An 18400-nucleotide genomic window follows, 5' to 3' on the forward strand; every position below is an offset into this window, starting at 1 on the left:
CAGCGCCGGAGGGGCAAAAACAGAGGCGTTAATCCTGCGATTTCACGACGTTGATGCGCCACGGAATGTTGAACTTATCGATAAACATGCCGAAGCCGTCTGACCAAAATGTTTTCTGCCATTCGGTCGTGATTTTGCCGCCAGCAGAGAGTTTATCAAACCACTCTTTGCCCTCTTTCTCGTCAGTGGTTGCCAGGCTTACCGCATAACCCGCGTGCTCAGACGCCGGTGGCTTGCTGGTATCGCCGTCGCTCAGCATCAGCTCGCCCTGACCAATCTGCAGATGTGCATGCATGATTTTTTCCGGTGGCAGCGGCGGTGCGGATTTATCGCCCACCTGCTCTCCCTGCTCCGGATTATCGCCGAAGGTCATTTTTTGCAGCACTTTGCCGCCGGTGGCCTGCAGGTAAAATTCGATGGCTTCTTCACAGCGACCATACAGAAACAAATAAGGACTTACTTGCATCGTTCCCTCCGCTTATCAGTTAGTGAGCTTTTGCACTCACCACTAAGTGTAGACGATCGCGTTCAGCCCCCGCCCGCGCTGGCTTTGGCTGATCCGTCGCTGTTTTTCGCCCATAAAAAATCCGGGCACCAGGCCCGGATAATTAACGCTCCGCAGGCGCGCTTACTTCTCTAATGCGTGGATATCCGCGCTGCCCTGATAAGGCTGTACCGTTTTATCCTTACGCTGCTTCGCCACGTCGCCAGCCGTTACGCGGGTGGTAACGCCGTTGCCCCAGCTGCTGCGAATAAAGTTCACCACATCCGCAACCTGCTGGTCGCTGAGACGCCAGCCAAATGCCGGCATGGTGATGGCCGTCGGCGCGCCTTTCACGCCTGGGAGCGTACCGCCCACCAGCACAATGTGGATCAGCGAAGCCGGATCGTCAGCCATCACGACCGGGTTGCCGCGCAGCGCCGGATAGAAGCGCTGATAGCCTGAACCGTCAGTTTTATGGCAGGCAGCACAGCTGTCTACGTAGACTGACGCGCCCGGCTGGCTGTCATCGCCGTGCCACAGCGCTTTCGCTACCGTATCATCCGGGGTAAATACCGCCTGCTGCGGATCCTTGGCGCCCAGCGACTTCAGATACTTCGCAATCGCGCTGATATCCTCATCGCTGAGATGCTGCAGGCTGTGTTCCACCACCTCGGTCATACCGCCAAACGCCGCGGTGTGATCGTTACGGCCAAAGCGCAGGAACTGCTTCAGCTCCTCTTCGCTCCAGCGGCCCAGCCCGTCACGGTTGTCACCGCGCAGATTGCTGGCGGTCCAGCCATCAATCGGTGCGTTGCTGCCGGCAAGGTAGTCGCTGCCGTCACCGTTGTTCAGCGCTTTCTCCTGCATCGTAATGCTGCGCGGCGTATGGCACGCTCCGCAGTGTCCGAGCCCTTCAACCAGATAGCGTCCGCGCGCCAGCGCCGGATCTTCCTGTGCGGCGGGCTGGAACGCTTTCACGTCCGGTGCAAAGATGCCGCGCCAGATCGCCAGCGGCCAGCGCATGGAGAGCGGCCAGGGAATGTCGCTCTCTTTGTTCGCCTGGCTGACCGGCGCCACGCCGTGCATAAAATAAGCGTAAAGCGCTTTCATATCCTCGTCGCTGACAACCGCGTAGGAGGGATAAGGCATCGCCGGATAGAGCGTATCGCCATTTTTCGCTACGCCATGACGCACTGCTTTCTGAAAGTCGTCATAGCTGTAGTCACCAATGCCGGTCGCTTTATCAGGTGTGATATTGGTGGAGTAGATGGTGCCAATCGGCGTCGCCATTGCCAGTCCGCCGGCAAACGGCTTGCCGCCGGCCGCGCTATGGCAGGCCACGCAGTCCCCGGCGCGCGCCAGATATTCACCGCGTTTGATCAGTGATTCGGCGGCCACATCGTCAGCCAGCGCGCTGAACGTCAGGGTGCCCAGCATCAGGGCCAAAACTGATTTCATCATCGTCATGTTCCTTATGCCTGTACCAGCGGACCCGGGTTTTTCAGATACTGTTCGCGGATCGCTTTCGCTGACCAGTAGCTCAGTGCAGCGACCATACCGGTCGGGTTATAGCCCAGCCCCTGCGGGAAAGCTGACGCCCCCGGCACAAAGACGTTGGGCACATCCCAGCTCTGCAGATAGCGGTTGACCGCGCTGGTCTGCGGATCTTCACCCATGATCGCACCGCCGCTCATATGTGTGGTCTGATAGGAGGTCGTATCAAAATGGGTTCCCGGCGCTTTGGCGGAGCCGATAATGGTTTTCGGGTTCATCGCCTCGGTGATCTTGCGCATCTTGCCAATCATAAACTGCGCCATTTTGATGTCGTTATCCTGCCAGTCAAAGGTCATACGCAGCAGCGGCTGGCCGTACGCATCTTTATAGTTGGGATCGAGATCGAGATAGTTAGCGCGATAGGACTGGTGCGCACCGTGCGCATCCATGGAAACATGGTGCGTATAGGTATCGGCTACCGCCGCTTTCCACTGGCTGCCCCAGCCTGGCGTACCGGCTGGCACCGGCACGCCGGAGATAGGCTTGGTGCCGGCCTGGTTAACCCAGAAAGGAGACCCGCCAACAAAACCGTGCGGCCCGTGATCAAAGTTGTCCGCGTTAAAATCATCTACCGCCACACCCGCCCCGCCTGCGCCGATAAACGGGTTGGTGGTGGTGTTTTTATCAAACAGCGCTTTCAGCGTGGAGAGATTCTGATAGGCGAAGTTGCGCCCCACCACGCCCTCATTAGTGATCGGATTATAAGGTTTGCCGATCCCGGAGAGCAGCATCAGATGAACATTGTGGAACTGGAAGGCGGAGAGGATCACCAGATCGGCCGGCTGCACCACTTCACGTCCCTGACCATCAAGGTAGGTTACGCCGGTAGCACGCTTTTTATCATCGGTCAGATTGACGCGCAGAACGTATGAATTGTTGCGCAGCTCAAACTTCGGCTCCTGACGCAGTGCCGGCAGGATATTGACGTTAGGCGACGCTTTGGAATACATGTAGCAGGCGTAGCCACTGCAGAAGCCGCAGAAGTTGCACGGCCCCATCTGTGCACCGTAGGTATTAGTATAGGGTCCGGAGGTGTTCGCTGACGGCATATCATAAGGGTGATAGCCAACCGACTCCGCCGCCTGCGCAAACAGCTGCGCAGAGTAAGTACGCTTCTGTGCCGGCAGCGGAAAGTCGCTGGAGCGATCCGGCGCAAACGGGTTGCCGCCGTGTGCGTTATTGACCACTTTGCCCTTGATTGACCAGGCGCTGCCGGAGGTGCCAAACACCTTTTCGGCTTTGTCGAAGAACGGTTCCAGCTCATCGTAGCTGACGCCAAAATCCTGAATGGTCATGCCTTCCGGAATAAAGCTTTTACCGTAGCGCTGCTCATAGTGGCTGCGCAGATTCAGCTCAACCGGATCGACGCGGAAATGCACGCCGGACCAGTGCAGGCCCGCACCGCCGGTGCCGGTGCCGGGCAGAAAAGCGGCCAGCTGGCGATAAGGTACCGCGGTCTGCGACGCATCGTGACGGATAGTCACGGTGCTTTTAGAAAGGTCCTGAAACAGCTTTTTGCGAACGTTGTAGGTTAGTTCATCAATCGACTGCGGATAAGAGCCGTCCGGATAGGTGTCGCGATGCGGACCGCGCTCCAGCGCAACGACGTTAAGACCCGCTTCGGTCAGCTCTTTCGCCATAATGGCGCCCGCCCAGCCAAATCCCACAATCACTGCATCAACTTGTTTTAATTCGTTTGCCACGCTTACGCCCTCGCTCCGCGAATGTCGACTGACGGGAACGGATAACGTTCACCGCGCTCTACCCAATCCATAAAGTCGGCGCGGGCGCCCGGGAAGCCAATCAGCTTCCAGCCCACCATGCCCTGGTTGCCGCCATGAATCGGGTCGCAGAAAAAGCCTTCGCGGGTATTCTGCAGCAGGTAAGAGAAAAAGGTTTTTGCCGGCAGCTGGGCAAACTCAGCCTTACCGGTTTCGAAGGCGCTCAGCAGCGCATCCTGCTGTTCGCCGCTCAGGCTGGCGAACACCTTGCCATGCTGTTTCTGACTCCAGGCATTGGCGTCGGCAATGCCTAAGCGATAGATCTGCTGCGGCACCAGCGGCAGCTGGTAGCCCAGCTCTTTCGGCATATCCGGGTGAAAAGGTCCCTGCATATACCAGTTGCTGCCGGTGGCGTAAGGCGTATTCATCTGACGATCGATAAATTCCGGTACGCCTGCTTCCAGCGCGCCTGGCCCGCGCTCGTCGCTGGGGATCAGCCGCGCCACGGCGGCGGTGATGAAGGCAAACTCTTCGGCGGTAAACCAGCCTGGCTGATAGTCGCGTGCCGGCTGCGCTGGCGCTGCTGCATCGCTGGCAGCAGCAGGCGCGACCAGCACGCCCATGGCGGTTGAACCGACCGCCATAGCGGGTGCGAGGGTGATCGTCCTCAGCAGGAAATCACGACGTGAATGACCCTTTTTTTGTTCTGACATGACATTGCCTCAGTACCGCATATAATGCGGCATGGAAGGTTAAGTAGTTGCGTTGTAATGGTTTTTATTCTTGACTTAAGGGATACAGCACGTTTGTTACCGGTAACAAGATGACAATTGTAACACCGAAACGGTAACGAATTTAGTTTTCCGAAACAATTACGCACAAAATACTTAACATTTTCCCGCGCTGGTTTACATTCCGGCGACGGAATTGTCATGCCCGGAAACAACCCACTACAGACAGATAAACAGAAATAGCGGTATAAACGTGTCTACACCACAGCGGAGTGCTTATGTTTAAATCCTTTTTTCCGCGGCCCGGCGCATTTTTCAGCTCGGCAGCGATTTGGAGCGTGCTTGTTATTTTTGCCTGGTTTGGCTTTTTCAGCGACCTGCCGGCGCGCTGGCCCGCACTGCAGGCCGCGATGCAGCAGCCGCTGCCTACCAATGCCAGCCGGTTTATTCACGCCAGCCAGCTCTGGTTTTACGGCTACTACTGGTCTGCGGTTGCGCTGTTTGCCCTGGCGTGGATGATAATCGATCGCCATCCGTGGCAGCGCTGGTCGGTCTGGGGCACGGCGCTCATCATCTTTGTCACCTGGTTCAACGTTCAGGTCAACGTGGCGGTCAACGCCTGGTATGAGCCGTTTTACGATCTGATCCAGAAAGCGCTGACCAAAGCGGGTGCCGTACAGATAACCCAGTTTTATAGCGAAATCAGCGACTTTCTCGGTATAGCGCTTATCGCCGTGACGATTCTGGTCGCCAACGTCTTTTTCATCAGCCACTGGATTTTCCGCTGGCGTACCGCGATGAACAGCTACTACATGCACAACTGGCAGCGTCTGCGGCATGTGGAGGGGGCGGCACAGCGTGTGCAGGAAGATACGATGCGTTTCTCCACCACGCTGGAGGACTGGGGCGTCAGCTTTATTAAGGCGATCATGACGCTGGTAGCGTTCCTGCCGGTGCTGCTGGCGCTGTCGAAACATGTGAAAGATATACCGATTCTCGGTTCGATACCCTATGGCCTGGTGATCGCCGCTATTCTCTGGTCGGTGTTCGGCACCGCGCTGCTGGCGCTGGTCGGCATTAAGCTGCCGGGACTGGAGTTCCGCAATCAGCGGGTGGAAGCGGCCTACCGTAAAGAGCTGGTCTATGGCGAAGACGATCCGTCGCGCGCGTCACCGCCCACGGTGCAGGCGCTGTTCAGCCGGGTGCGCTACAACTATTTCCGGCTCTACTTCCACTACCTCTATTTCAACGTCACGCGTTTTCTCTATCTGCAGGTAGATAATGTCTTTGGCGTGTTTCTGCTGTTTCCGGCGATCGTGGCCGGTGCGCTGACGCTGGGCCTGATGAATCAGATCCTCAACGTGTTTGACCAGGTACGCTCCTCCTTCCAGTATCTGATCACCTCCTGGTCGACGCTGGTCGAGCTGATGTCTATCTACAAGCGTCTGCGCAGCTTTGAGCAGATCCTGCAGGATATCCCGCATCAGGAGATGCTGCGCGAGGCGGCGAAAGAGCCAGCCGGCGAGTAACGGCATCCTGGGCCCGCCTTCTGCATGGCCGGGAAGGCGGGCGCAGCCTGGTGCGGTGTCACCCTGGCAGGCAACTCAGCCTGCCATCACCTGAAACACTTTCTCTACCGCATACGCACCGGGATCTTTTACCCCATCCAGACTCTGCTGGTTGAGATAGGCTGAGCGTCCCGCTTTCGCACTGTTCATCTGCGCCGTAGCCTCTGCGCCCTGCGCCGCCGCCTGCGCGGCCGCCGTCAGCGATTCGCCCGCTACCAGTTTTTCCAGCGCCGGCTGCAGCGCATCAATCAGCGTGCGATCGCCCGGCTGCGCGCCGCCATAGTGCTTCATGCGCTCCAGCCCCTGCATCAGCGCCTCCGGCAGTGAGCTGCCCTCTTCCAGATGCTGTCCGGCGGAGGTAAACAGAATCGACATCAGTACGCCGCTGGAGCCGCCCATCGCCCCTGCCAGCTGCTCGCCAATCAGCGCGATCAGCGTCGGCAGCTCGTTCAGCGGCAGCTGCTTCTCCTGCAGCGCGCGCTGAATACGCTTTGCACCCGCAGCAAACGTGGAGCCGGTATCACCATCGCCGACCTTTGCGTCCAGCGCATTCAGTTCACTCTCCAGATCGATGAGCGTCTGCGTAACGCGCGTGATCCAGCCCGCCACCTCATCATTTTCAGAGGGATCGAAGTCGAGCGCGCTGCTGACTTTCTCTGCCGTCTGCAGATTGATGGGCGCAAACTCATAGGGCGCAACCCAGCCCTGCACCTGAACCGGTGCCTGCAGCGCCAGCAGGAACGGCTCTTCCAGCGCCAGCACGGAGAGTGAAAAGCCTTTCATATCCAGCGCGCTGACCAGCGTAGCGGGACCGATAAGATGGGTAATACGCGCGGCCAGCGGCGTGCGCAGGACTTCACGCGTCAGCAGCGCCAGCTCCAGCTGCGAAAAACCGCCTAAATTGTTGATAAGCAATAGCGCCAGCTTACCGTCCGGCAGCGCCTGCGCCAGTTTATCCGTCATCAGAGCGGTGATTTTTCCGCTGTCCTGCGTATCCAGCGTAATGACCCCCGGCTCGCCGTGGATCCCCATACCGAGTTCACTGTGGCCTGGCGCCACGCGCGCTTCGCGCTTCTCACCCGGAAGATGGCAGGTCGCAAACGCCAGACCAATAGAGAAAACAGACTCAATCGCCCGCTGCGCCAGCGCCTTCACCTCCTGCAGTGAATGCCCGTGCTCAGCCGCGTAGCCCGCAATCTTATGCACCAGTGCGGTGCCGGCGAGACCGCGCGGCTGCGGGTTTTCAGGCAGCGCAATATCATCCTCGACCATGACCAGTTCTACGTGATAGCCCAGGTTTTTGGCTTTCTCAGCCGCCAGACCAAAATTAAGGCGATCGCCGGTATAGTTTTTAACGATCAGCAGACAGCCCGCGTCACCGGTCACGTTGATAATGGCGTTAAGCACCGCCTCCACGCTGGGCGATGCGAAAATATCACCGCAGACGGCCGCAGTCAGCATCCCTTTGCCGACGAACCCGGCGTGCGCCGGCTCATGGCCCGATCCGCCACCTGAGATCAGCGCCACCCGGCTTTTATCCCAGTCTGAACGCACCACAACGCGGATATCATCGCCCAAATCGAGACGACGCAGGTTACGCCACGGCGTGCTGAGTAAAATACCTTCGATGGCTTCGTTAATCAGATCGTTCTTTTCATGCATAAAAAACTGGCTCATCGCTTTTTTCCCCCTGGTGTAGTTGTCACTAAAGGTAGCGCATCTGTGCAGAAAACCGTCAAAGCAACGCGCGGAAATGCAAAGGGCGGCACACGCCGCCCCTGAATCAGAAAAAGCCCTGCCGCTGCACCTTAGCCATGCTGCCTGACGCGCGTATAGATGGTTACCGCCGCCAGCAGCATCATGACGCCGCTTGCCATAAAGACGCCGCCCGCGCCCTGCAGGTCAAACATCCAGCCGCCGGCCGCCGCGCCCGCCGTGATCGCCAGCTGAATGGTCGCCACCAGCAGTCCGCCGCCCGACTCTGCATCATCAGGCACGGCACGCGAAATCCATGCTGACCAGCCGGTGGGCATGGAGCCAAATGCCAGTCCCCATAGCGCCACGCCGGCTCCCACCAGCCACGGCAGCTGCGCCATTGCGGAGAGTACCACCGCCGTCACGCTCATCAGCAGCGCCATGCCGGTCAGCGTCAGCGAGACGCTGCGCGTAACCAGCACGCCCGCCAGCGAGGTGCCAAAGAAGTTAGCTATTCCAAACGCCAGCAGCGCGAGCGACAGCTGATTAACGTTAAGCTGCGCGCTGCCCTCCAGATAAGGTCGCAGGTAGGTAAAGAAAGCAAAATGTCCGGTAAACATCAGGATCACCGCCAGCATGCCCCAGCGCATGACGCCCTGGCGCAGCAGATCAAGCACGCCGCCGCTTTGCGTCCGGTTTTCCGGCGGCATTGCCGGCAGCGTGAAGAACTGCCACAGCAGCGCCAGCACGCCCAGCAGCCCCGTCATCAGAAAAATGTTGCGCCAGCCAATCACATCGCCGAGATAGCTGCCGAGCGGTGCCGCAATAATTGTCGCCAGCGAGATGCCGCTAAAGACAATTGATAGCGCGCGCGGCACCTGCTCTGCCGGCACCAGTCGCATGGTAATGGCGGTTGACAGCGTCCAGAAGCCGCCAATCGCCATACCCAGCAGCACACGTGCCAGCAGGATCATCGGCAGACTGTCCGCCAGCGCCACCAGCAGCGCCGAGGCGATAAGCAGCAGGGTAAATGCCAGCATCACCAGACGACGATCAAACCGCCGCGTAAGCGTGCCGATCACCAGACTGGTGAGCAGCGCAACCAGCGCGGTTACCGTCACCGTCTGCCCCGCCTGACCTTCGCTGACCTGCAGCGACGCGGCTATCGGCGTCAGCAGGCTAACCGGCAGGAACTCAGCGGTGATCAGGCCAAACACGCCAAATGCCATGGCAAATACCGCGCCCCACGCGGGTTTTTCTGCCACCGCGCGGGCAGCTGTCAGTTCAGTTTCCAGACTCATTTGCGATCCCCATCACAAAAAAATAGTTTCGCTAAGGATAGAGCGCTGCGGTAAGACGATCTATGATACAGAAAGTTTATTAGTTGATAATTCGTCTGGATTGCGATGAGCCGTTATAAAGATTTAACCAGCGAGCTGCTGATGGGCATGCGCCTGTACGGCGTAAAATATCAGCGTATTGCGCTGCATGCGCCTTTTGGCCTGCAGTATGACGACGCGCCTGGCCGGGCGCAGCTGCATTTTGTCGGGCGCGGTACGCTGCTGCTGCGCGCCGCTTCCGGTACGATCTATCCGCTGCAGGCGGGCGATGCGTTACTGATCCCGCACGGAAAAGCGCATGCGCTGATCTCAGATGAGACGGCGCACTGTGAACCGATCACCACGTTTAACAGTAAGCCCATCTGCCCCAGCGTCTGCGCGATCAACGATGCGGCAGATGCCGATCTCTGTCCGGCGGATAGCGATGTGATCCTGTTCAGCGCCTGCATGGCGTTTGAACTGGGCGGTATGCAGCCGCTGGTACACACCATGCCGGATGTCATGCTGGTCAGCACCCTGCTGGGACAGTATCCGGAAATCCAGCCGATTCTGGACGCGATGGAGCGGGAAACCCGCCAGCGCAAAGCGGGCTTCGCCGGTATTCTGTCGCGGCTGGCGGATGTGGTGGCCGCGCAGATCGTGCGCGGCTGGGTAGAGAACGGCTGCGGCGCCGGCAGCGGTCTGGTCCAGGCGCTGCGCGATCCGCGCCTGAGCCTGGCGATGGCGGCGATGCACCGTGCGCCGGGAGAAAACTGGACGGTGGAGCGGCTGGCGCGTGCGTCCGGCAGCTCGCGCTCGGTGTTTGCTGCCCGCTTTCAGAACGCCACCGGCATGACGCCGCTGCGCTATCTTACCGAACTGCGTATGCGGCTGGCGAAAGAGCGTATCGTTGATCAGGGCGAGGCGGTAGAGAGCGTTGCGTTTGAGCTTGGCTACGGATCGCTGGCTGCGTTCAGCCGCGCCTTTAAACGGATTACGGGCACGTCACCCGGCGCGCTGCGCGCCGGGCGGGAAGTGGCATAAGCGTTAGCGAAAGACGCTAATCGCCTCAACCAGGCGGTTCGCCTGATGCGCCATGCGGGTTGAGGCTTCTGCGCCTTCAGCCACGCGCGCGGCGTTTTGATGGGTGATATCATCCAGATCTTCTACCGCCGTGCTGACCTCGCTCAGCGCCGTGGCCTGCTCGGCGGTGGCTGCGCTGATCTGCGCAATCAGCGTCGTCACGTTCTGCACCTGGCTGACAATATCCTGCATGGTGCGGCCGGCGGCTGCCGCATAGTCGTTGCCTGACGCTACGCGGCTGGCGCTGGTCTCTACCAGCGTTTTGATTTCGCTGGCGGCTTTTGCGCTGCGCTGCGCGAGATTGCGCACTTCACCCGCGACTACGGCAAACCCTTTACCCTGCTCACCAGCCCGCGCCGCCTCTACCGCCGCATTGAGCGCGAGGATATTGGTCTGAAAGGCGATGCTGTCGATCACGCTGGTGATGCTGGCGATGCGTTTCGCGCTGTCGGCAATATCGCCCATCATGCCTGCCATCTCCTGCATCACCTCGCCACCTTTGATAGCAGCGTGGCTGGTGGTGCCCGACAGCGCATTGACCTCGCTGGCGGTTTCCGTGTTGCTCTTCACGGTGGCCGTCATCTCATTCATGGTGGCGGCCGTCTGCTGCACGTTAGCGGCTGCCTGTTCAGTCCGGCGGGAGAGCTCACTGTTACTGCGCGCCATCGCATCACTGGCACTGAGGACGTTGATCGCCTGGCCGCTGACGTCATCCACCAGCCAGCGGAACATCAGCCCCAGCTGGCCGATGGCGCGCAGCGTCATGCCGATTTCATCCACGCGGTCGGGCTGATCGACTTTATGGCTGTTGCCGGTCGCCACGCTCAGCGCCTGCTGGCACATCCGCTCGATGGGGCGTGAAATTTGCTGCTCCAGCCAGAGGCTCGCCAGCAGCAGGCAGAGGGCCGTCGCAACGCTGAAGCCGCCGAGTGCCAGCGCCGTCAGGCCTGCCCCCCAGGCGCTGCCCGCTATCAGCGGCAGCAGCAGCGCCAGCGCTGAACGAATGCGCCAGCGCAGCGGCAGCGTTTTCAGCAGTGAGGTGGCGCGACGCCAGCCGCTGCCGATAATCAATCCTTTGTAAAAACAGCGTCCTTTGCTGCGCCCTTCGCGAAAATCGCGGTACAGGGTTTCAGCCTGCTGCACTTCCGCTGCTGAAGGTTTGGTCCGCACCGACATATAGCCGCGCACGCATCCTTCGCGTACCACCGGCACCGCATTGGCCCGCACCCAGTAGTGATCGCCATTCTTACGCCGGTTTTTCACCAGCGCGCTCCAGGGCTGCCCCTGCTTCAGGGTATGCCACATATCGGCAAAGGCTTCGGGCGGCATATCCGGATGGCGCACCATGTTGTGGGGCTGACCGTTTACCTCTTCCGGCGTGAAGCCGCTGACCTCAATAAAAGCGTCGTTGGCGTAGGTAATATGGCTGCTGAGATCGGTAGTCGACATCAGCGTCGCATCGTCATTGAAAACGAATTCACGCTGTGTCACGGGCTGGTTATTGCGCATACAGAGATCCCTGGTCAATTCAGGCTGATAAACATTATTCCGGATCTATCGGCTGATTAGCGGAACGACTTAAGCGCTGATGATTTATTTCTTGCTGCTAAAAAAGAGCAATTTTTATAAATAACTGTATTGAAGGGTAAAAACTGAAAGATGAAAACAGGATTATGCGTTGCGGCTCACACCATTATTTAGCCAGAATGGAGGAAACGGTAAATATTTACGGGCGCAGCAGCGCCCGCAGCGGGCGTTAACCCAAATCGATATTTTTCATGCCCCACCACCAGGTGAAGAGAAACCCGCCCGTCCAGGCGACCAGCAGACCGGCAAGATAGACCGCCATGCCGGCAAAAATGCCCTGTGCTGACGTCATCAGCGGCAGCGTCACCAGGCCGGAGGGGCCAAACACCGTATTCATCCCCACCGGCAGGCCGAGCCAGGCCACCAGACCGATAAAGAAGCCGCCCAGTGCACCCCCGCAGCAGGCGGTGATAAAAGGCTTGAGGCGCGGTAGCGTGACCCCGTAAATCAGCGGTTCCCCCACGCCCAGCAGCCCCGGCACAATGGCTCCTTTGATCTGGCTGCGCAGCAGCGACGCTTTTCCGGCTTTGCACCACAGCGCCAGCGAGGCACCGACCTGCCCCGCTCCCGCCATAGCCAGTATGGGAAACAGCGAATTAAAGCCCTGCGTCTCCATCAGCGCGAAATAGACCGGAATAAAGCCCTGATGGATACCAAACATCACCGCAATTAAAAACAGCCCGGCCAGAATGGCACAGCCAAACGGATTGTTATTGAGGTGAATAAACAGCCACGACATTCCTTTAAACAGCTCCCCCCCCACCGGCATAATGAGCAGAAATGTCACGGCGCCGGTAATAAGCAGCGTCAGCAGCGAGGTGAGGATCATATCCAGGTTATCGGGAATGATTTTACGCAGCTGCTTCTCTGTCCAGGCACCAAATATCGCGGCCAGCAGCACGCCGATAATGTTGCCGCGCGGATCGATCGTCAGCCCGAAAAAGTTCTCCATCCCGCTGTAGTACCCGACGGTGGCTTCCGGGCTGTAGCCAAGCACAAACAGCGAGGCGATAATCGCGCCGTTGACGCCGGTGCCGCCAAACGCTTTCTGCGCGTTATAGCCGATCAGAATGCTGAGAAAGGTAAACAGTCCTTTGCCAAACACTTTCATGTAGGCCACGGTCGCCAGCAGCCACGGGGCGTGCTCACCCGGCTGATTAAGGTGAAACAGCTGCTCGGTCAGGGTGGCAAAACCGAGCAGCAGGCCAGCTCCGATAAATCCCGGAATAAGCGGCGTAAAGATGGTGGCAAAGCAGGCGAGAAAGCGGTGCAGCGCACTGCTCTGTTTCGCTTTTAACTGCTGCTTTTGCGCCTGGGCGATCGCCTGCAGATCCTGCGCCGGAGTGCCGTCATTGAGCAATAGCTGCATCTTTACCGCCGCGGTTTGCGCCTTGCCCGGCCCCAGAACAATCTGCAGCTGAGCGTCGCTGACAATCACGCCCAGTACGCCCGGCAGCTGTTTCAGCTGCGGGCTATCCGCCAGCGCAGCATTCACCAGCGTCAGGCGCAGGCGGGTCATGCAATTGCCGCACATCGCTACGTTACCCGGCCCGCCCACGGCCCGCAGAATATCGCGCAGCAGCGTTTCAGTGATTGCGGCCATCAGCGTACTCCTGAGTCACGTAATGCGGCGCGGATAAACCCGCGGTTCTGATCCAGCAGCGCGCGCGCCTCCTCCGCCGTCAGGCCCGCCAGCACCATGACGATAGCGGTTTTGCAGTGGCCGCCGCACGCCGTCAGCGCCTGCTGTGCCGTGGCGTCGTCGCATTCGGTGGCCTGCTTAACAATGTTTATCTGACGCTGAACCAGTTTCTGGTTGGTGGCTTCCACATCTACCATCAGGTTGCCATACACCTTGCCGCTGCGGATCATCGCGCCGGTGCTCAGCATATTCAGCACCAGCTTCTGTGCCGTGCCCGCCTTCATGCGCGACGATCCGGTGACGATCTCCGGCCCCACAACCGGCGTCAGCGCGACATCAGCCGCCTGCGCCATCGCGCTGTCGGGATTGCAGGTCAGCGCGGCGGTAAACGCGCCCTGTTCACGTGCGTAAGCGAGCGCGCCCAGCACATAGGGGGTGCGGCCGCTGGCCGCAATTCCGACCAGCACGTCCCGGGGGCTGAAACCGATATCCGCCAGATCCTGTGCGCCCTGTCCGGCGTTATCTTCCGCGTTCTCAACCGCCTGCAGGATCGCCGTATGCCCGCCGGCAATCAGCCCCACCACCTGACCGCGCGGCGTACCAAAAGTAGGCGGGCACTCACTGGCATCCAGGATACCGAGCCGGCCAGAGGTACCGGCGCCGCAGTAAATCAGTCGCCCGCCCTGGCTAAAGGCGTGCGCAATCGCCTCCGTAACCTGTGCGATCTGCGGCACAATCGCCTCTACCGCCAGCGCCACTTTTTTATCTTCGTCATTAATGACGCGCAGCATCGCTTCCGTGCTGAGCTCGTCAATATTCTGGCTGGCCGGATTGCGGCTCTCGGTGATCATTTTGTTGAGATCAAGGGTCATACTACGCTCCTGCGAATGAATAATTTATTCTGAAAAATTTATACCACAAAGAATTGTTAATTCATGTGCAGCGGCGCAGAATTTTTTTATTTTTACTGCAGGCATAAAAAAACCCGCCAGCGGCGGGTTTTGTTATGCTTAGTAGCGGATCAGGTGGCGCTTTGCATACGCAGCTGCAGCTCGTAGGCGGCGGCCTGCTTAGCATCAAACTGATTTTCCCAGCGTGCAATGACCAGCACAGCGAGCGCATTTCCCACCACGTTCAGCGCCGTACGCGCCATATCCATGATGCGGTCAACGCCTGCGATAAACGCCAGCCCTTCAAGCGGGATCCCTACACTGCCCAGCGTCGCCAGCAGCACCACGAAGGAGACGCCCGGAACACCGGCAATCCCTTTTGAGGTTACCATCAGCGTCAGCACCAGGATGATCTCATCGGTCAGCGACAGGTCAATGCCGTAAAGCTGGGCAATAAAGATGGCGGCAATACTCTGATAGAGCGTAGAGCCATCCAGGTTGAAGGAGTAGCCGGTAGGCACCACAAAGCTGGTGATCGCTTTCGGCGCACCATACGCCTCCATCTTCTGCATAATGCGCGGCAGCACCGTCTCTGAACTGGAGGTAGAGTAAGCCAGAATCAGCTCATCCTTCAGAATACGCATCAGGGTCGTAATACGCAGCTTGCAGAAGCGCGCGACCGCACCGAGCACGACAAAGGCGAAAAACAGGATGGCGGCATAAACCAGCAGTACCAGTTTCGCCAGCGGGTAGAGCGATGCAAAACCGAAGTTAGCAATGGTTACCGCAATCAGTGCAAATACGCCCACCGGCGCATACCGCATGATCATATGAGTCACTTTGAACATGGTTTCTGATACCGAGCGGAACAGGCCGACCAGCGGATCGCGATGTTCCGACGGCAGCGCCGACAGACCCAGGCCAAACAGCACTGAGAAGAAAATAATCGGCAACATATCGCCTTTGACCAGCGAGGCGAAGATGTTCTGCGGGATCAGTGACAGGATGGTACTGACCAGGCCATGAGGAGCGCCCTGAACCGCTTCGGTGGTAGCTTCATATTTAGAGATGTCCACCGTTGCCAGCGTTGACATATCAATGCCGCTGCCGGGTTGGAATACGTTAGCCAGCGTGATGCCGACCACAATGGCAATGGTGGTGATCACTTCAAAATAGATAATGGTTTTCACCCCGATACGCCCGAGTTTTTTCGCGTCCCCGACGCCGGCAATGCCAACAATCAGCGAGGAAATAACAATCGGCACCACAATCATCTTGATCAGATGAATGAAGATATCACCGGCAGGAGTAAGAATATTGGTGATTAACCATTCACGATCGTCTGGCTGATTATGCAGCACGGTTCCTGCGATAATGCCGAGGATCAGGGCAATCAGGATCTGCCAGGCGAGGGTGAGTTTAAAACCTTTCATAACGCGTTATTTCCTCAGTTAAAACCCCTTTGCTCTGCTGCGAAGGTGCAGGAGATGGTACACACAGGGAAGTGAGCAAAAGCCCGATAAAATAGAGGGTTATAATGGGCTGTATTCCGCTTTGTTCTGCCGGCGGTTTGCGCCAGCGCAAGGATACAGCCTGAGTTGATACCTGCTGAACAGCGGCCAGATAAGTACCATTTTCACTACGGTAAATGCAACCCCCGGCGCGATAGCTTAAATCGTGCGCAGCTCAGTAGCATAAAATGCTGCTGTTATCCTGTGGCTATAACCCGCTGTTATGAAAAGCGTTAATTCGATAATTTTCCGCATAGCTATTCAGATCTGACGATTTTATCGCCCGGCGCGTTTGCTTAACATTTAATCACAAAACCCTCTGTTGCCTGCTGACAGCCGCTTTCAGCACGCTGCTTTTTTGCCGCAAAAAGCGCCGTTTTTGCGCGCTTTAGCGCATGCCGGCAGGCCGTGATCCAGACTGCAAAACCGAAACAAAGCCCCTGCCCCCTCTTCAATTAACCTTTGATTGACATATGATTAACATCTTCAAGGAGGTCAGCCATGAGCCAAATTCACAAGCATCCTGTACCCGCTGCCATCGCAGCGAACGCCCTGATTAATGCCGACGAGTATGCGGCGCGCTATCAGCAGTCCGTGGACGATCCTGACGCCTTCTGGGGTGAGCAGGGAAAGATTCTCGACTGGATCACGCCTTACAGCACGGTGAAAAATACCTCGTTTGCGCCGGGCAATATCTCTATTCGCTGGTATGAAGATGGCACGCTGAATCTTGCGGCTAACTGCCTGGATCGCCATCTGGCGACGCGGGGCGATCGCCCGGCCATTATCTGGGAAGGGGATGACGCCAGTGAAATTAAAACGCTGACTTTCCGGGAGCTGCACGCTGACGTCTGCCGCATGGCAAATGTATTAACGCAGCTTGAGATTAAAAAAGGCGACGTGGTGGCCATTTATATGCCGATGGTGCCGGAGGCCGCTGTCGCCATGCTGGCCTGCGCGCGTATTGGTGCCGTGCATTCAGTGATTTTTGGCGGCTTTTCGCCGGAAGCCGTGGCGGGACGCGTGGTCGACAGCAACGCGAAGCTGGTGATCACGGCGGATGAGGGTATCCGCGCCGGACGTGCCATTCCGCTGAAAAAGAATGTTGATGACGCGCTGGCAAATCCGCTGGTGACCAGCGTGAAGCAGGTAATCGTATTTAAGCGCACCGGAAAAACCACGGAGTGGCATGAGGGACGCGATCTCTGGTGGCACGATCTGGTCAGCCAGGCCAGCGCAGAGCACGAAGCAGTGGCGGTTGAAGCGGAACACCCGCTGTTTATTCTGTACACCTCCGGTTCAACCGGCAAGCCAAAAGGCGTATTGCATACCACCGGCGGCTATCTGGTCTATGCGGCCAGCACCTTTAAATATGTCTTTGATTACCATGACGACGACGTTTACTGGTGCACCGCAGACGTCGGCTGGATCACCGGTCACAGCTATCTGCTCTACGGGCCGCTGGCCTGTGGCGCAACCACGCTGATGTTTGAAGGGGTGCCCAACTGGCCGAAGCCGAGCCGGATGGCGGAAGTCGTCGACAAGCATAACGTTACCCTGCTCTACACGGCGCCCACCGCGATTCGCGCGCTGATGGCGGAAGGCGATCGGGCGATTGAAGGCACCCGACGCAGCAGCCTGCGCATCATGGGCTCCGTGGGTGAACCGATCAATCCGGAAGCCTGGGAGTGGTATTACAAAAAGATTGGCGACAGCCGCTGCCCCATCGTCGATACCTGGTGGCAGACTGAAACCGGCGGCTTTATGATCACGCCGCTGCCGGGCGCAACCGAGCTGAAAGCGGGCTCGGCCACCAAACCCTTCTTTGGCGTACAGCCGGCGCTGGTGGACAACGAAGGCAATCAGCTTGAGGGCGCAACCGAGGGTAACCTGGTTATTAATGACTCCTGGCCTGGTCAGGCGCGCACGCTGTTTGGCGATCATGAACGCTTTGAACAGACCTACTTCTCCACGTTTAAGCATCGCTACTTCAGCGGTGACGGCGCGCGGCGCGATGAAGATGGCTACTACTGGATCACCGGACGCGTGGATGATGTCCTGAACGTTTCCGGACATCGTCTGGGCACGGCAGAGATTGAGTCCGCGCTGGTTTCACATCCGAAAATTGCTGAAGCGGCCGTGGTCGGTATTCCGCACAGCATTAAAGGGCAGGCCATTTACGCCTATATCACCCTGAATCAGGGCGAAGAGCCGTCAGCGGAGCTGTATACGGAAGTGCGCAACTGGGTACGCAAAGAGATCGGCCCTATCGCCACGCCGGACGTGCTGCACTGGACCGACTCGCTGCCGAAAACCCGCTCCGGTAAAATTATGCGGCGTATTCTGCGCAAAATTGCAGCGGGCGATACCAGCAACTTTGGCGATACCTCTACGCTGGCCGATCCAGGTGTAGTAGAGAAATTACTGGAGGAGAAGCAGTCGATCGCCATGCCGTAATCGTTGCCCTTATCAGCGGAGAGCATCAGCCTGTCCCCGGCAGGCTTCTCTCCGTTAGTTCACCTTACGCCGTATGCTGTTCACCATCGCACAACCCTGATAACCAGAATATTCAATCCGTTAAATCACATTAATGTGAGATTTCCGTCTGCTTTGCC

13 protein-coding genes are annotated in these 18400 nt (G+C 58.2%); 3 read left to right on the forward strand and 10 right to left on the reverse strand.

All coding sequences use genetic code 11. The features are described from left to right. Nucleotides 1-28: 28 nt before the first annotated feature. The 4 genes from yjdN to C1Y41_RS13375 all read right to left on the reverse strand — a co-directional run bounded on the left by yjdN (nt 29) and on the right by C1Y41_RS13375 (nt 4472). A complete protein-coding gene (gene yjdN / locus C1Y41_RS13360) occupies nt 29-466 on the reverse strand; it encodes a VOC family metalloprotein YjdN (protein ID WP_039382083.1) in 438 nt (145 codons plus the stop codon). Between the two features lie 162 nt (nt 467-628). Next, entirely contained in the window at nt 629-1945 is a 1317-nt protein-coding gene (locus tag C1Y41_RS13365) for a cytochrome c (RefSeq protein ID WP_039382082.1), read from the reverse strand. An 11-nt stretch (nt 1946-1956) separates the two neighbouring features. Continuing rightward, nucleotides 1957-3741 (reverse strand): GMC family oxidoreductase, encoded by a 1785-nt coding sequence (locus C1Y41_RS13370; protein WP_071668433.1) that lies wholly within the window; start codon nt 3739-3741, stop codon nt 1957-1959. 2 nt (nt 3742-3743) lie between these two features. After that, complete coding sequence (locus C1Y41_RS13375) at nt 3744-4472, reverse strand: gluconate 2-dehydrogenase subunit 3 family protein (protein ID WP_094111316.1); 729 nt, start codon at nt 4470-4472, stop codon at nt 3744-3746. Nucleotides 4473-4768: 296 nt separating this feature from the next. On the opposite strand from C1Y41_RS13375, the gene sbmA reads away from it, so the two are divergent. Beyond that, the gene (gene sbmA / locus C1Y41_RS13380; RefSeq protein WP_039382072.1) at nt 4769-6019 is read left to right on the forward strand and encodes a peptide antibiotic transporter SbmA; all 1251 of its coding nucleotides are present in this window, start codon (nt 4769-4771) and stop codon (nt 6017-6019) included. A 75-nt stretch (nt 6020-6094) separates the two neighbouring features. Here the strand turns inward: sbmA and C1Y41_RS13385 are convergent, their stop codons facing one another. Together C1Y41_RS13385 and C1Y41_RS13390 are read right to left on the reverse strand one after the other, a co-directional pair. After that, the gene (locus C1Y41_RS13385; RefSeq protein ID WP_094111314.1) at nt 6095-7735 is read right to left on the reverse strand and encodes a dihydroxyacetone kinase subunit DhaK; all 1641 of its coding nucleotides are present in this window, start codon (nt 7733-7735) and stop codon (nt 6095-6097) included. Between the two features lie 131 nt (nt 7736-7866). Beyond that, nucleotides 7867-9054: an MFS transporter gene (locus C1Y41_RS13390; protein ID WP_094111313.1), complete on the reverse strand. Its 1188-nt coding sequence runs from the start codon at nt 9052-9054 to the stop codon at nt 7867-7869. Nucleotides 9055-9159: 105 nt separating this feature from the next. On the opposite strand from C1Y41_RS13390, the gene C1Y41_RS13395 reads away from it, so the two are divergent. After that, nucleotides 9160-10116 (forward strand): AraC family transcriptional regulator, encoded by a 957-nt coding sequence (locus C1Y41_RS13395; protein ID WP_071668437.1) that lies wholly within the window; start codon nt 9160-9162, stop codon nt 10114-10116. Nucleotides 10117-10119: 3 nt separating this feature from the next. On the opposite strand, the gene C1Y41_RS13400 is transcribed toward C1Y41_RS13395, so the two are convergent. The 4 genes from C1Y41_RS13400 to gltP all read right to left on the reverse strand — a co-directional run bounded on the left by C1Y41_RS13400 (nt 10120) and on the right by gltP (nt 15707). Then, a complete protein-coding gene (locus C1Y41_RS13400) occupies nt 10120-11664 on the reverse strand; it encodes a PAS domain-containing methyl-accepting chemotaxis protein (RefSeq protein ID WP_094111311.1) in 1545 nt (514 codons plus the stop codon). 247 nt (nt 11665-11911) lie between these two features. Next, nucleotides 11912-13345: a PTS N-acetylmuramic acid transporter subunit IIBC gene (gene murP, locus C1Y41_RS13405; protein ID WP_104085607.1), complete on the reverse strand. Its 1434-nt coding sequence runs from the start codon at nt 13343-13345 to the stop codon at nt 11912-11914. Beyond that, nucleotides 13345-14256, reverse strand: coding sequence for an N-acetylmuramic acid 6-phosphate etherase (gene murQ / locus C1Y41_RS13410; protein ID WP_094111310.1), 912 nt, complete (start codon nt 14254-14256; stop codon nt 13345-13347). The genes murP and murQ overlap by 1 nt, the downstream gene beginning before the upstream one ends. Nucleotides 14257-14405: 149 nt before the next feature. Then, entirely contained in the window at nt 14406-15707 is a 1302-nt protein-coding gene (gene gltP / locus C1Y41_RS13415) for a glutamate/aspartate:proton symporter GltP (RefSeq protein WP_071668440.1), read from the reverse strand. Nucleotides 15708-16286: 579 nt separating this feature from the next. Here gltP and acs point away from each other — a divergent pair. Next, nucleotides 16287-18242, forward strand: coding sequence for an acetate--CoA ligase (gene acs / locus C1Y41_RS13420; protein ID WP_104085608.1), 1956 nt, complete (start codon nt 16287-16289; stop codon nt 18240-18242). Nucleotides 18243-18400: the final 158 nt, after the last annotated feature.

Origin of the sequence: Pantoea sp. ICBG 1758, assembly GCF_002928325.1 — a bacterium.
Taxonomy (GTDB): domain Bacteria; phylum Pseudomonadota; class Gammaproteobacteria; order Enterobacterales; family Enterobacteriaceae; genus Pantoea; species Pantoea eucrina.